The organism is Pinisolibacter aquiterrae (assembly GCF_019160155.1).
Taxonomy (GTDB): Bacteria; Pseudomonadota; Alphaproteobacteria; order Rhizobiales; family Ancalomicrobiaceae; genus Pinisolibacter; species Pinisolibacter aquiterrae.
Genome location: NZ_JAFNIH010000006.1, coordinates 107402 through 122046, shown reverse-complemented (window position 1 = coordinate 122046; position 14645 = coordinate 107402). Strand labels below are relative to the sequence as shown.

Below are 14645 nucleotides of genomic sequence, written 5' to 3'. Positions count from 1 at the left end.
GAACCCTCTCGCAAGGATCACGCCGTCCACGTTTCTCTTTCTTCCTATTCGATTGTCAAAGAACCCGAAGCCGATCAGACTTCGTACGCCCGACACCACCCGAAGGCTCGTCGAACGATTGGGCACGCCTCTTCGGTCTCGCCGAATTTCGTGACCTTCAACACCTTTCCGAACCGTTTGGCAATCCCCCTTTTCAGGAAAATCACCAGTTCGCAGCGCGAAGGATTTCGTCGCCAGCGGCACCGCCGCCGTCGTTGGAGCGGTTTATAGGCCTGCCATTCGGAGCCGTCAACACCCGTCGTCGCAAAAACTTCATGGCTTCGGCTTTTCATGACCGGCTTCGTATCCGATCGCCAGGATTCCAGCGGCCGGCACCTGTGGATAAGAACTTTTGCGGATGGGCGCCCCCTCGTCCGCGATCGCCCTCGTGGGTTCCCCCAATCGACGGTTCGGCCATTCGAGGCGCAAGATCCCCCCTCGGGAGGGAGAGAAATCCTCATGAACGGCATGGATTGGGGCGCCTGGGACCATTGGGGCTTCGCCGGCCTCGCGCTGATCGGCACATTCGCGGCCTCGGCCGGGCTGATCCTTTGGCTGCGCGCGCCGAGCCATGGTGCCCGCCTTCGCGCCTTTGCCGGCGTCGCCCCGCCCTTCATCAACATCATCGGCGTTCTCTTCGCCCTGACGCTCGCCTTTCTCGGCAACGACACCTGGAGCGCCCACGACCGGGCGATCGACGCGGTCACGCGCGAGGCAGACAGTCTCCAGTCGGTGCTCTCGCTCACCCGCGGCCTCGACGCGCCCCGTCGCGCGACCGTCGCCGAGGCGGTTTCGAGCTACGCCGCCTCCGCGACCACGGACGAATGGCCGCTCCTCTCCCGGCGCCGTCAGTCGGCCGAAACCACCGCGCGGATCGACCACCTGCTCGCCCTCGCCGCCGATCGCGATCTCGGCGAACGGCTCGGCCCCGCCGTCCACACCCGGGTGCTCGAACAGGTGATCGCCGTGCGCGATGCCCGCGATCGGCGCATCGCCCTGAGCCAGACCCACGTCAATCCGCTGAAATGGCTCGGCATGGCCTTTCTCGGCTTCGTCACCATGCTGTCGGTGGCGATCGTCCACGTCGAGACGCCGCGCGCCGCCCTCGCCGCGATCGTCCTCTTCGCGGTCGCGGCCGCGCCGACGGCGGCGATCGTGCTGATCCAGGGCAATCCGTTCCAGGAACCGACCACGGTATCGCCGGCCCCGCTCGTCGCGCTCGCCGAGCGACGATGATCCCGCCGCCCGCCGCGCCTCACGCGGGCAGAGCGAGCGGCGCGGCCTGCATTTCCGCCAGCGCGCAGGCGATGTGATAGAGGCTCGACGCCGGCGCCGGTTCGTCGAGGAACGTCCCGTCCGCCGCCATCCGCTCGTGCCAGAGCCCGGGCGCGCTCGGATCGAGGAAACGCCGCAACCCGCGTGCCGCCGTCGCGACCATCGAGAAGGCCTCGGCGCGGGCGCCGTCGTCCTCGGCGAGCGTCGCCATCGCCAGCCAGGCCTTGATCCGCTCGGTCTGCGGCCACACCCGCGTAGCCGCGCTCTTCACCGAGAGATCGTCCCACAATTCGCCGATCGCCACGCCGCGCCCGGCATCGACGCCATGGCTCTCGGCGAGCGCGACCAACCGTCGCGCCGCCGCGATCGCGCGGGCGTTCCCCCGCGATCGTCCCCAGCGGATCAACAGCCAGGCCCATTCGAACTGATGCCCCGGCTCGACCAGACGCCCCGCGTCTCCCGGCATCGGCCGCCAATCGCCGTCGTAGAATTCGCGCAAGGCGCCGGAGACCGGATCGATGAACCGATCGAGCGCCAATCCGGCGATCTCGTCGCCGAGCGCGATCCAGGGCGCCGCCGCCTCGGGCGGAAGCGCCGCCGCCCAGGCCTCGGCCGCCTCGAAGACGTGCATGTGCGGATTGGCCTCGAGCGGCAGGCGACGCGGCCGCGCCGCCTCGAACCCGACGACCGGATGACCCCATCCCGCCTTCATCGCCTCGCGCATGCGCTCCGCCGTCGCGGCGAGCTCGGGGTCGCCGGTCGCGACGAAGGCGGCGGAAAGACCGAAGAGCGCGAAGGCGTGATCGTAGAGATCGAACGCCGTCTTCTCCGGCGTTCCGTCCGGCCGCGCGGTGGAATGGACCGTCCCTTCCGGCGTGAGACAGGCGCGGCGAAACCATGCGAGGCCGTGCGCGACCAAGTCCGCCGAGGGCCCACGCCACCCGAGGCGCGCGGCGGTGGCGAAGACGAAGATCTGGCGCCCGACCACGCGCGTGCGCCGCGCCTCCTCGATCGGCACGCCCGATCGATCGAGCTTCTCGAAGAACCCACCGGCCGGATCGACGCCGACCCGCGCCCAGAGCGGCAGCGCCTCGTCGACGAACCAGCGCCGCAGGATCTCGTAGTCCGTCCGCGCCGCCGTCCGCGCGCGCTCGAGGTCGCCGTTCCGATCGCTCATGACGCCACCTCGACCCGCCGCAACAACGGTTCGGCGAAGGCGAGGAGATCGCCGCCGGTGAAGAAATGCCCGGCGATACCGGCCGCCCGCGCCGCCTCGAGGTCGCTCGGCTTGTCGCCGATCATCAGGCTCGCCGCCCGGTCGACCGGCCAATGGGCCATCAGATCGAGCAACATCCCCGGCCCCGGCTTGCGCCAGTCGCTGTCGCGGCGATAGGCCTCGACCGTCGCGTCGGGCAGATGAGGGCAATAGCGCTGATCGTCGATATGCGCGCCGATCACCGCGAGATCGCGATCGATATGGGCGGAGAGCGTGGCGTGATCGGCCTCCGAATAGTAGCCCCGCGCGATCCCCGACTGATTGGTGACGACGAAGACGAGGAAGCCGCGCTCGTTGGCGAGCTTGACCGCCTCGCGCGCGCCCGGCGTCCACTCGAACCGATCGATGGTGCCGATATAGCCGTGATCGACGTTGAGCACCCCGTCGCGATCGAAGAACACGGCGGGACGCGCCCGCCCCTCGTTCGGGATCGACCGCGGTTCGATCGTCGCTGCGCTCATCTCGTCGGCGTCTCCTGCTGCGTCCGCCCGCCTCGGTGCCCGCTGATAGCATGGGCATCGACGCCGCGAAACGCTCCCCTCACCCCGACGTCGCCGCCGCGATCGGACCGATCGTCGCGAGCGCCCGCGCCCCGATCGCCGGATCGCCATAGGCGAGGAACCACGGATGGGCGAAGCCGCGATCGCGCCGGCCGTAGGCGAGCGGATGCCCGTCGATGCCGACCACCGCGCCGCCCGCCGCCCGCAACACCGCCTCGCCCGCCGCCGAGTCCCATTCCATGGTCCGGCCGAGGCGCGGATAGAGGTCGGCGGCGCCTTCGGCCAGCCGCGCGAATTTGAGCGAGGAGCCGGCGGCGATGCGCTCGTGCCGGCCGAGCCGCTCGAGAAAGACCTCGGTCTCCGCGCCGCAATGGCTGCGACTGGCGAGGACGAGCGGCACCTCGGGCGCGGTCGCCCGCACCCCGATCGGCCGCCAGTCGATCGCCCCGTCCTCGGCGATCCGCCCGGCGCGCGCGCCCTCGCCGACCCGCCCGGCGAAGATCTCGCCGAGCGCCGGCGCCAGAACCACGCCGGCGATCGGAGAGCCCGCCTCGATCAGCGCGATGTTGACCGTGTATTCGCCGTTGCCGGAGAGAAACTCGCGGGTGCCGTCGAGCGGATCGACCAGGAAGAAGTGCCTGCCGAGCGTCGCCGGCATGTGCCCGGCCGCCACCGCTTCCTCCGCCACCACCGGGACGCCGGGAAAATCGAGGGCGAGTTCGGCGAGAATGATCGCCTCCGCGCGCGCGTCTGCGAGCGTCACCGGGCTCCGGTCGGACTTGAAGGTCGCCCCGACGTCGCCGGCCGCGATCTCCAGGATCGCCCGGCCGGCGGTCAGCGCCGTCGCGATCAGCGGCTCCAGAACGTCGGCGCGCGCCCGCATCGCCGTCACCGCGACAGGGCCGCGATCAGCGCCGCGTCCGGATAGGCGTCGGCCGGCAACCCGAGCGCCATCTGCGCCTTGCGGGTGGCGGCACGGGTCGCCGAACCGATCCGTCCGTCCGGCTCCTCGTCGGAGAAACCGCGCCGCGCCAGAAGCGTCTGCAGCCGCTTGACCTCCTCGGTCGAGAGCGTCACGACCTTGCCGCGACCGCGCGCGAGCGGCGGCGCCCCGTCGAGACGGGCGGCGTAATAGGCGGCCGTGGTCGCGTAGACCATCGCCTTGTTCCAGCCGAGATAGGCGTCGAAATTGGGATAGGCGAGGAAGGCCGGCCCCTCGCGCCCCATCGGCAGCCACAGCCAGGCCTCCGGCCCGCCCCGCGCCAGCGCCGAGCCGTCGGACTTGCGCACCCCGACCGCCGCCCAGTCGGCGCGCGAGGCGCGCACGGAAGCATCGGCCTTCGACCAGTCCATGTCGGCCGGCGCCTGGACGCTCTCGAGCCAGGGCTCGCCGCGCCGCCAGCCCAGCGCCTTCAGGAAATTCGCCCCCGAGGCCATGGCGTCGGGCAGCGAATGGATCACGTCGGCCCGCCCGTCGCCGTCGGCGTCGACGCCGTAACGGGCATAGTCGTGCGGCGAGAACATCAGATGGCCGAGTTCGCCGGCCCAGTCGCCGATCATCTCGCGCGGCTGGAGATCCCCGCGATCGACGACCTTCAGGAGCCCCATCAGCTCGGCGCGGAACATCTCGGCCCGGCGGCAGTCGTAGGCGAGCGTCGCCACCGAATTCGGGGCGCGATATTTGCCCATGTCCGAGCCGAAATCGGTCTCGAGCCCCCAGAAGGCGACCAGCACCGCGCCGGGCACACCGTACTGCGCCTCGATCCGCCGGAAGAGGTCGGCGTGTTGGCGCAGGAGACGCGGCCCCCGCGACATCCGGTCCGAGGAGACCATGCGGTCGGAGAATTGGAGGAAGCTCTGCTGGAACACGCCCTGGCCGTGATCGCGCTTGATGATCGCCGGATCATAGGCGACCCCGGCGAGACCCGCCTCGATCGCGCGCTGCGAAATCCCCTGCGCGGCCGCGTCGCGGCGCACGCCCTGGAGCCATTGCTCGAACGACCCGCTGGTCCGGCACGGCACCTCGGCGAGCACCGCGCCGGTGGAGGCCAGGATCATCGCCGCGGCGAGGATCGATCGAGGAACATTTCGCTTCGCAACCATCGCGCTCGTCTCCGATTCGTCGGTTCGGCGCGAGTCTAGACGCATCGCGCGACGAGACGAAGGCGGATCGTGTCGCAGGACCTCAATAGCGAGCCGGCACCGTCATCTCCTCCGGCGGCCGCTTCTTCGCCGCGCTCCAGGCGATGTCGACGAAGAGGAGATAGCGCCAGCGATCGCGCCGCATCAACTGCAGCGAGCCGCCGTCGGTGTCGTCGACGCTCTCGAAGGAATGACGCACCGCGATCGCCGCCGCCCGCGTCATCCGTTGGAACGCCGGTTCCGCCTTGCCGGAGAGCGCCAGCGCATAGGCGATCTGCCAGAGATCCTGGGCGGTCCGATAGCTCGGCCGTTCACTCGTCTCGCCGTCGATCTGGCCCGCGGCGATCTCCGCGATCACGCCGCCGCCGTCGATGCCGCCGAGATCCCTGAGTTGCGTCATCGCCCCGATCACGAAGGAGGGTGGCTCTTCCTCGACCGGCGCCGTCGCGGCCCGCGCCGCCTCCGCTCGCAACCGCGCCGCGTCCTCGCGCCGGCCCTCCGCCTCCCGCAGCGCCGCCCGCTCGGCGAGAAGGCCGATGCGCAGGACGCCGTGGGTGGGCGTCGCGATCTTCGGCGCCGCCGCCTCGGCCTGATCGAGGAAGGCTTCCGCCGCCTCGAACCGGCCCGCCCTGAGCGCGATCCGCGCCCGTCCGGCCAAGGCGGCCCCGCGCAGATATTGTCCCGCCCCCCAGAGCCCCTCGGCGCGCGCCACGACCGCCTCGAGCACCGGATCGGCCTCCGCCCACAGATGCGACCCGACCAGATCGTAGGCGAGCGCGCGCAGGAGCGAGACGTCGTCGACGGCGATCAGCGTCGCCAGCAGATCCGGCGCCATCGCCTTCAAACCGTCGCGCGCGGTGCCGTCGCCGAGCCGCAGCCGCGCCATGACCTCGTCCCAGCGCGCGAGCCGCGCGTCGCCGTCCTTGCCGAGCGACGTCCACAGCGCCGCCGCCTCGGCCGCGCGCTCCGCCGCCTCCCGATAATCGCCCGCCCGCCGCAACGAAGAGGAGAGTGCCGCGACCCGCTCCGCCCGCGCCGCCGGATCGGTGACGTCCGCCAGTTGCTCGCGGGCGAGATCGATCGCGGTGAAGGGACGCACGTCCTCGAACTCCGCCGCATGCGCGCCGAGATAGATCCGGTACCACGGCGAACCTGCCCCGAGCGTGTCGCGCAGCCACGGCCGCACCACCTTCAGCGCCTTCAGCCGCTCGCCGACCGGAACATCCTCGCCCGACGCCGCGGCGACCGCCTTGCGGCCGAGCGCATAGAGCCGCGTCGGCCGATCGCTCGCGCAAGGACGCGGACAGACGCTCGCCCGTTTCTCGAGCCGCGCCGCGCCCGGATCCCCGCCCACCGTCAGAATCACCGCGAGATCGTGCAGGGCCGTGCGCATCTCGCGATCACGCCACCCCGCCCGCGTCGCCGCCGCGATCGCCGTCTCAAGCAGATCGCGCGCCTGAGGGACTTCGTGGATGCGCAGGATGTGCGCGCCGATCATCGTCGCCGCCAGCGCCGTGTCGCGGTCGCCGATCGCTTCCGCCTCGGCCGCGATCACCCGCGTCGCCGTGACCGCCGCCACGTGCTCGGCATCGACCTGCGGCACGAAGGCGAAATCGCCGCGCCGCGCCGGATCCCATTCCGGCGGCAGATCGCGGAACGCGAGCCCCAGACGATCGGCGCCGAGAACCGCCGCAGCTCGGGCCTTCGTGGACTTCGCGGTCTCTGCCGCGGGCGCCGGCCCCGCCCACGAGGCGGAGACGAGCAACGCCGCCAGCACGAGGCGCGAAGCGTGAAGGGCGCGGGACGAGATCGAACGGGTCATCGGGCCTTCTCCTCCCGGACGGCGAGGCAGGAGGCGACCCGCCCGAGATCTCGGGCGAGGTCGATCTGCGTCCGCTCGGCGGTCCGGTTGCGCGCCGCCGTCAGCATGCCGCGGCAGTCGCCGCGCGTCTGCGCCAGATCCCACGCCGCCTCGAGGATCCCGTCCTCCACCTCGTCGAAGGCCGTTCCTTGCGTCAGGCGCACCGGATCCTCGTCGAGGAGCGCGAGCAGCTTCTCCGCGCCGGCGCGATTGCCGACCGCCGCCACCACCGCCGCCCGCGTGTCCGGGTCGAAGGAGGCGAGCAGCTTCTCGACCGACTTGCCCCGCCCGGCGGCGATCGCCGCCTCCGCGAGCGAACGCGCCCGCATCGAATTCGCCCGCTCGCCGGTGAGGCCCCCGATCCCGTCGGGCGAGTTCAGGAGTTTCACCGCCCGGTCCCAATGTCCCTCGGCGATCGCCGCCTCGATCATCAGTCCGGTCGCCGCCTGCCGATCCGGGGGATCGAGCTCGGGAAGCGAGCGCGCGATCGTCTCCGAACGCAGGCCCGGGGCGAAGAGATAGATCCCCGAGGCGTCCTCGTCGGGCAGCGACCGCGCCACCAGCCGGCGCACGATCCCGACCTCGCCGCGCCCGACCGGATCGTCGAGCGTCGGACCGGAGGAATCGACCCCGATGAAGCGCGGCAGCGCGTCGAGAAACCGCTCCCGCACCGCCGCCGGTTCGTCGCGGAGAAAATCGTAGGCGCGCCACACCGCGCGGGTCACCTCGCTGCGATCCGCCTCGGCCGTCGGCGGGGCCGGAAAATCGCGCGCCAGGACCGTGGCCGTCGCGCCCGGATCCTCCGCCGTCGCCGCCAGCGCCAGCCGCATCGACCGCGCCCGGTCCGGCGTCGCCAGGCCGATCAGCCGCTCCACCAGCGCCGGATCGCCGCGACGCACCAGGCGGAACCAGCGGTCGAAGAGATTGTCGCGCGAACTCTGCCAATTGAAGCCGGCGATCCGGCCGGCGGCGATCGCGTCGAGCACCTCCCCGGCCCGGCCGCGTCGCAGCGCCTCGCGGAAGATCGCGTCGGCGACGCCGTCGAGCCACTGATAGGAGACCGACAGGGTGGGATCGGGGATCGCCGCGATCGCCCCGGCGAGGTCGCCGCGCGCGAGCGGCGTCCGCCAGTCGGCGCGCGCCTCGGCGAAGAGCTTCACCGCCTCACCGAAACGGTTCGGCTGGAACCCGTGCCGCGCCGCCAGCGCCGCCACCCGCCGGCGTTCGCCGAGCTCCGGCGAGGTGATCGCCATGTCGAAGGTCTCCGAGAAATAGAGTTCGCGCGCCGCCTGCGGATCGGCGCTCATCAGCCGATCGAGCAGCCGGAGCCGCATGTCGAGGACGCAGGCCCGGGTCGGCGCCGCCGCGCAGGTGGAATCGACCCGCACCGTCCAGCAGGAGGGCAGCAACAGCGAGCAGTCGGCCGCCGCCGGACCCGTGGAGACGATCATCGCCGCCACCACCCCCGTCGCCCACCGCCGCCATGGCGCCTTCCGCGTACCCGACCTCATCTCCACCGACCTCCCCGGTCCGGTTCCGTGACCGCGCCCATCGAACACCGGATCGCCCCCGCCGGTCACGTGACGAATGCCGTCATCCGCGCCGAGCGCCCTTGCCCGGCCGGCGCCGGTCGTTACGCTGAGGCGCACGATCCCTCCCTTGCCTCGCGAGGTCTCCATGCCCCCTCTCCCCACACTCGGCGCCACCGTCTTCGCGGCCGCCGTCTTCGCCTCGTCCCTGCCGGCGCTCGCCCTCGACTGCCCCGTCTCGCGCGCGGTCTATACCGCTCTCGACTTCGACGACGACATGAGCGCCGACGCCGGCGCCCACAACGACTACGAGGTCACCCTGCCGCGTCGCAGCCTCCCCTCCGGCGAGGAGGCCCGGGTGATCCGCATCGTCGAGAAGAAGCAGTCCCTCTCCTACGACTTCGGCATCGCCCGTCCCCTCGGCTTCGGCGGAACGACGGCCTATTTCCTCGGTGCTTCGACGGCGAAGAAGCCGCCGAGGGAGACCGACGACCAACCGCGCTCGCGGCTGATCTTCTTCGGCGAGGACCTGCGCCGGGTCGACGTCGAGGACGACGGCGATCCGAAGGCCCCGGCCTATCTGCAACTGCCGGAGATCTCGCCCGCCTTTTGGGGCTGGAGCGCCGGCGCCCGCCGCTTCGTCCCGCCCGACGGCCTGTGGAAGCTCGCCGCCTGCCGTTGAGGCGCCCCCCGCGACACTCGGGGGCGCGAGCGCCCCTTCGTCGTGCGCTCCCGCCCACCGCGGACGGCTTTGCGGGCGGAGGCTTGCGCCTCCACCCGCCATGAGCCGTCGCGGCGACGGATCTCAGTTGGTCTCGAGCCGGTAGTGGGCGAGGCTCGAGCCGTTGTTGTGGACCTTGACGGTGAACGGGCCGGTCCAGATCGGGTTGAAGCGGCAATAGGCTGGATCGTGATCGCGGCAGATCAGATGGCCGCCCTCGTCGAACACCTCGAGCATCACCGAGTCGGAGTCGATGCCGACCGCCGCCACCTCGGCGACCTGCCCGCCACGGAAGTTCATGGTGCGATTGTGGATCGTCCGCCCGGAGATCTGACCGAGGCTGACGATGCCGCCGCCGACGCGTCCCTTGGTGGCGGAGGCCTTCACGTCGTCGGCGAGCGCGACGATGGTCTTGTCGTTCTTGGCGAGCGACTTCGCCTCGTTCAAGAGGCCGTCGACGGTGGCGCCGGCGTCGGCCGAGGCGGTGCCGACCGCATCGGCATTGTCGGGCTTGCGATCGACCACCTTGACGCCGACCTGGGAGCGGATCTGCGCCGCCACGATCAGCGACAGCGGATCCTTGTTGGCGCGGCCATAGGCGGCGAGCTGTTCGGAGAGATGGAGCTGCTCGACCGGCAGCGGCGTCTTCGACGGCGCCGCGTCGCGGGCGACGTTCTCCTTCTGCGAGGGATCGGCGGGCTTGGCCTCCTCCGCCGTCGTCGGCGGAGCGGCGAGCGTGGTGGCGAGAAGCAGGGCGGAAAGGACTGCGAAGCGCTTCGTCATGGGGACCTCCGGAATGTTCGAAGCCGTGAGATGGGCACGGGTCGAGCGGTCGCGATCGCCGGCACGGAGGTTCGAAGGACGATCCGAACGGTGCGGCCGAGACGCTCGACGAGGCGATGGGGAGAGGAGAGATCGATCCGGCCGAGGAGACCGGAACGGCCGCTCGGGGATCAGTTGGTGGCGATCTTGTAGCGGACCGGCCGCGTCCCGAGATTTTCGATCTTGAGATCGTAACGCCCGGTCGTGGTCGGGTTCCAACCGCAGTAGCTGAAGGTCGACGGGCTCGGGTCCTTGCAGACCAGATTGCCCTTGTCGTCCCAGATCGAGATCTTGAGATGGCCTTCGCCGAAGAGTTCGACATAGGCCTCCGCGTAGCGCGTCCCCTCGAAGGCGACGCGCCGATACCAGTCGACGCCGGCGCCCTTGATGGTGGCGACGCTCGCCGCCACCCCGTCGGCGCGTCCCTTGGTGGCCGTGCCGGTGACGTCGCCGGCCAGCGCCACGATGGCCGGATCCTTGCCGGAGAGCGCCACCGCCTCCTCGAGCAGGGCCGCGACGCTCGGTTCGCCCGCCGCCGCCACGTCGCCGGCGGTCCCGGTCTGCTCCGGCGCCCGCGCGACCGGGATCATCGACACCTGCGCGCGGATCGAGGCGGCGACGATCAGAGCCAACGGATCCTTCGCCGTGCGACCGTGCGCCGCCACTTCGGACGAGAGCTTGAGCAACGAGGGCGCGCTGGTCGCCTCGCCCGCCCGCGCCTCGATCGAGAAACCGGCGAGACAGGAAGCGGACACGATCGCCACACCGGCGAGAATGCGAAGAGGAAGGCAGGTCATTGCCGTTGCTCCGGTTTCAGGCTCGCTTCGGACGATCTTCATCGGCCTCGCAGAAAAGATCATACCGGGCCGGGGTCCCACCGCAACCGGGGCGAGATGACGAAGACCGTCATTTTCGAGGCTTCCGCGAAGATGACGGCCTTCGTCATCCCCAAACCTTGCGGAGATCGTCATAAGACGTTTCGTCCTTCCCCCTGCCGAGGTCCGCCCGCGATGTGTCGCAACCGTTCCCGCCTCCTCGATCGTCTCGCCGCCCTCGGCCTCGCCGCCGGCCTCCTCGCGGCGACCGCGCCCGCCCCGGTGCGCGGCGACGCGCCCGCGCCGACGGTCGACTTCACCCGCGCGGCCCAGCGGATCGGCGTCTCGGTGGTCGATCTCGAGGTGACCGGCCGCGACGGCCGCCGTCGCTTCGCCTCCGGTTTCGCCTATCGCCCCGACGGCTGGATCGTCACCGCCGAACATGCCGTCGCCGACGCCCGCCGCATCGTCGCCCGCCTGCCCGACGGACGCCGGGTCGAGGCCCGCGACGTCGCCGCCGACGCCCTCGCCGACGTCGCCGTCGCCCGCCTGCCCGAGGCCGCGACCCTGGTGCCGGTCGCCTTCGCCGACGCCGCCCCGGTGCGCGGCCGGCCCGTGGCGGCGCTCGGCAATCCGCTCGGCTACGGCGGCAGCCTCACCGTCGGCGTGGTCTCGGCGATCGACCGCGACGGCGGCCCCGACACGCCCTACGACATGCTTCAGCACGACGCCTCCCTCAATCCCGGCTCGTCGGGCGGCCCCCTGATCGACGCGACCGGCGCCGTTCTCGGCATGAACGTCGCGATCCCCGACGGCGCCCGCCGCGACGTCGGCATCGGCCTCGCCGTTCCCGTCGACGTCGTCCGCCGCATCGCCGATCGCCTCGTCGCCGGCGGCGATCTCGCCCGCCCGCGTCTGGGCCTGCGCCTGCGCGACGCCTCGGCGCTGCGCGACGCCATCCCCGCGCTGGTCGGCGAGGGCGTGATCGTCGAAAACGTCGAACCCGGCTCCGCCGCCGGCCGCGCCGGCCTCCGCGCCGGTCGCCTCGTCGTCGCCGCCGAGGGACACCCCGTCCGCACCACCCGTGACCTCGCCCGCGCGCTCGAGCCCAAGGCCCCGGGCGATCACTTTCGCCTGGTGGTGCTCGACGGCGACACCGCCCAGACCCTCGAGTTCGCGCTCGACGGCCGTCCTGCCACGGTCGCCCATCCCGCAGCCGACGCCGCCGCCCCGCGCTGGGGCCTGACCTTCGCCGCCGACGAGACCACCATCACCGCCATCGCCGCCGATTCCTCCGCCGACGTCGCCGGCCTGCGCCCCGGCGATCGCCTGCGCGCCGTCGGCCTCACCCGCATCGGCGCCGACCATCCCGGCGGATCGACGCTGGACGCCGCCATTCGCGCCGCCGCCGACGGCTCCGGCGTCGCCCTGCTGGTCGAGCGCGACGGCGCCACCCGCTGGCTCGTCCTCGATTCGACCGGCCGACTGGACACGATGGCGCCCTTCGGCTCCAATTCCGAAGCCGCCGCCAGCGTTCTCTTGTGAACCGGCGTTCTTCTTCCGCGACCGAACCCCACGAGGCACTCATGCAGGTCTTGATCATCGAGGACGACGCCGTCATGGCGGCCCATGTCGCCGATCTCCTCGCCGGTCGCGGTGCCGTCTGTGAGACCGTCGCCGACGGCCGCGCCGGCCTCGCCCGCGCCGCCGCCCACCCCTTCGACCTGATCGTCACCGACCGCATGCTACCCGGTCTCGAGGGGCTCGACGTGGTCGAACGTCTGCGCGCGCTCGAGGTCGAGACCCCGGTCCTCGTCCTCTCCGCCCTCGGTCAGGCGACCGACCGGGTCGAAGGGCTCGAGCGCGGCGCCGACGACTATCTCGCCAAGCCCTTCGCCGACGACGAATTGCTCGCCCGCGTCGGTGCCCTGCTGCGCCGCGCCCGCAAGGAGCCGCATCCCGAGGTTTTGGTGATCGGCTCGATCGAGATCCGCGTGAAGGCGCGCACCGTCCATCGCGCCGGCCGCCACGTCGCGCTGTCGCCGAAGGAATTCGAGCTGCTGCGCTGCCTCGCCGAACATGCCGGCCAATTCGTGCCGCGTTCGCTCCTGCTCGAGCGGGTGTGGAACCTGCGCTTCGACCCCCAGACCAACGTCGTCGACGTCCATGTCTCGCGCCTGCGCGGCAAGATCGACGAGGGGTTCGAGGCGCCGGCGATCCTGACCGCGCGCGGCGAGGGCTATCAGCTCGTGGCGGATCCCACGTGAGGCCGCCCCGCCGGCTCGCCCACTCCGCCCTCGGCCGCTATGCCGCCCTGGTCGCGGCGATCTTCCTCGCCGCCTTCGCCGTGGTCTTCGCGCTGGTCGCGACCACGGTCTCCGCCTACACCGAGCGGCGCATCGTCGAGACCATCCGCACCGATCTCGCCGGCCTCGAGGAGGTCTGGCGGGTCGGCGCCCTGCCCGGCCTCGAGCGCGTCCTCGCCGATCGCCGCGCCGCGCCGTCCGCGTCGACGCCGCCGCGCATCCATCTGGTGATCGCCGCCGACGGCGAGCGCGTCGCCGGTGATTTCGTCGCCTGGCCCAACGACCTCGCCCCGCGCGGCGAGACCCTCGCCTTCACCGACGCCGGCGGCCGCGCCTGGACCGGGCTGCTGCGCGTCGTGCCCGACGGCCCGACCCTCCTCGTCGCCCACGACCGTTCCGAACACGAGGCGCTGATGGCCGGGCTCGCGCGCGAACTGGCCCTGCCCGCCCTCCTCGCCGCGCTGGCCGCGCTGATCGCCGGGATCGTCGTCGGCCGGTGGCTGCTCGCCCGGATCGAGCGGGTCAACGCCACCGCCCGCGCCGTCGAGGCCGGCGACCTCGCCGCCCGCGCGCCCGGCGCGACCCGCGACGACGAATTCGGCGAACTCGCCGCCAATTTCAACGCCGCCCTCGACCGTATCGCCGTGCTGATGCGCTCGGTCCATCACCTCTCCGAACAGATCGCCCACGAGACCCGCACGCCGCTCGCCCGGCTGCGCGCGCGCCTGGAACGGGCCCGCCGCGAGATCGCGACCGACCCGGCCGTCGCGCCGCGCGCCTTCGACGAGGCGATCGAGGAATCCGCGAAACTGATCGCGGTCTTCGCCGCCCTCCTCGACATCGCCCGCGCCGAAGCGGCGGCCGGCGACGCGCGCGGCCTCGCCCCGGTCGATCTCGCCGAGATCGTCGCCGATGTGATCGACCTCTACGAAGCGGTCGCCGAGGATCGCGGCCTCGTCCTCGCCGCCGAGACCCGCCCCGTCGTCGTGCTCGGCGAGCGGATGTTGCTGACGCGGCTCCTCGCCAATCTGGTCGACAACGCGCTGAAGTTCTCGCCGCGCGGCGGTCGCGTCGACGTGACGGTCGCGGTCGAGGGCGACGAGGCGATCCTCGCGGTGCGGGATCGCGGACCGGGCCTGCCCGACGGTTTCGAGGTGGTCGCCTTCGACCGCTTCACCCGCGCCGAGGCGACCGCCACGGTCCCCGGCCACGGCCTCGGCCTCGGCCTCGTCCGCGCGATCGCCCTGCGCCACGGCATGCGGCTCGGCCTCGATCGCGCCGATCCGGGCCTGCGCGTCACCCTGAGGGCGCGTCGCGCCGTCGAGTGACCTGCGACTCGCATGCATGTGACGGCGAGCC

At 72.0% G+C, this 14645-nt stretch carries 14 protein-coding genes; 6 read left to right on the top strand and 8 right to left on the bottom strand.

The features are described 5' to 3' along the window. The coding region (locus J3S89_RS01980; protein ID WP_217925798.1) for a hypothetical protein at window positions 1-270 on the top strand (270 nt) is incomplete at its 5' end. Window positions 271-498: 228 nt separating this feature from the next. After that, window positions 499-1275, top strand: coding sequence for a bestrophin-like domain (locus tag J3S89_RS01975; RefSeq protein WP_217925797.1), 777 nt, complete (start codon window positions 499-501; stop codon window positions 1273-1275). A gap of 19 nt (window positions 1276-1294) precedes the next feature. On the opposite strand, the gene J3S89_RS01970 is transcribed toward J3S89_RS01975, so the two are convergent. From J3S89_RS01970 to J3S89_RS01945, 6 genes are all read right to left on the bottom strand, one after another. Beyond that, window positions 1295-2491 carry an AGE family epimerase/isomerase gene (locus J3S89_RS01970; RefSeq protein WP_217925796.1) on the bottom strand — a complete coding sequence of 399 codons (1197 nt, stop codon included), beginning with the start codon at window positions 2489-2491 and terminating at the stop codon, window positions 1295-1297. Then, on the bottom strand, window positions 2488-3051 hold the full coding sequence (locus tag J3S89_RS01965) for an HAD family hydrolase (RefSeq protein ID WP_217925795.1): 564 nt from the start codon (window positions 3049-3051) through the stop codon (window positions 2488-2490). Before J3S89_RS01965 ends, J3S89_RS01970 begins: the two co-directional genes overlap by 4 nt. Window positions 3052-3130: 79 nt before the next feature. Continuing rightward, on the bottom strand, window positions 3131-3973 hold the full coding sequence (cysQ, locus tag J3S89_RS01960) for a 3'(2'),5'-bisphosphate nucleotidase CysQ (protein ID WP_217925794.1): 843 nt from the start codon (window positions 3971-3973) through the stop codon (window positions 3131-3133). 5 nt (window positions 3974-3978) lie between these two features. Then, window positions 3979-5193 carry a lytic murein transglycosylase gene (locus J3S89_RS01955; RefSeq protein WP_217925793.1) on the bottom strand — a complete coding sequence of 405 codons (1215 nt, stop codon included), beginning with the start codon at window positions 5191-5193 and terminating at the stop codon, window positions 3979-3981. An 82-nt stretch (window positions 5194-5275) separates the two neighbouring features. Beyond that, complete coding sequence (locus J3S89_RS01950) at window positions 5276-7054, bottom strand: tetratricopeptide repeat protein (protein WP_217925792.1); 1779 nt, start codon at window positions 7052-7054, stop codon at window positions 5276-5278. Next, window positions 7051-8604 (bottom strand): hypothetical protein, encoded by a 1554-nt coding sequence (locus J3S89_RS01945; protein ID WP_217925791.1) that lies wholly within the window; start codon window positions 8602-8604, stop codon window positions 7051-7053. Before J3S89_RS01945 ends, J3S89_RS01950 begins: the two co-directional genes overlap by 4 nt. 166 nt (window positions 8605-8770) lie before the next feature. Between J3S89_RS01945 and J3S89_RS01940 the strand changes: the two genes are divergently transcribed. Then, a complete protein-coding gene (locus J3S89_RS01940) occupies window positions 8771-9304 on the top strand; it encodes a hypothetical protein (protein ID WP_217925790.1) in 534 nt (177 codons plus the stop codon). Window positions 9305-9427: 123 nt separating this feature from the next. Here J3S89_RS01940 and J3S89_RS01935 read toward each other — a convergent pair whose 3' ends face one another. Further along, window positions 9428-10126: a hypothetical protein gene (locus J3S89_RS01935; protein WP_217925789.1), complete on the bottom strand. Its 699-nt coding sequence runs from the start codon at window positions 10124-10126 to the stop codon at window positions 9428-9430. 170 nt (window positions 10127-10296) lie between these two features. Continuing rightward, entirely contained in the window at window positions 10297-10962 is a 666-nt protein-coding gene (locus J3S89_RS01930; RefSeq protein ID WP_217925788.1) for a hypothetical protein, read from the bottom strand. A 213-nt stretch (window positions 10963-11175) separates the two neighbouring features. Between J3S89_RS01930 and J3S89_RS01925 the strand changes: the two genes are divergently transcribed. The 3 genes from J3S89_RS01925 to J3S89_RS01915 are packed head-to-tail and all read left to right on the top strand — an operon-like array spanning window position 11176 to window position 14614. After that, the gene (locus J3S89_RS01925) at window positions 11176-12525 is read left to right on the top strand and encodes a S1C family serine protease (protein ID WP_217925787.1); all 1350 of its coding nucleotides are present in this window, start codon (window positions 11176-11178) and stop codon (window positions 12523-12525) included. A gap of 41 nt (window positions 12526-12566) precedes the next feature. Beyond that, the gene (locus J3S89_RS01920; RefSeq protein ID WP_217925786.1) at window positions 12567-13247 is read left to right on the top strand and encodes a response regulator transcription factor; all 681 of its coding nucleotides are present in this window, start codon (window positions 12567-12569) and stop codon (window positions 13245-13247) included. After that, window positions 13244-14614: a sensor histidine kinase gene (locus tag J3S89_RS01915; protein ID WP_217925785.1), complete on the top strand. Its 1371-nt coding sequence runs from the start codon at window positions 13244-13246 to the stop codon at window positions 14612-14614. Before J3S89_RS01920 ends, J3S89_RS01915 begins: the two co-directional genes overlap by 4 nt. Window positions 14615-14645 lie beyond the last annotated feature (31 nt).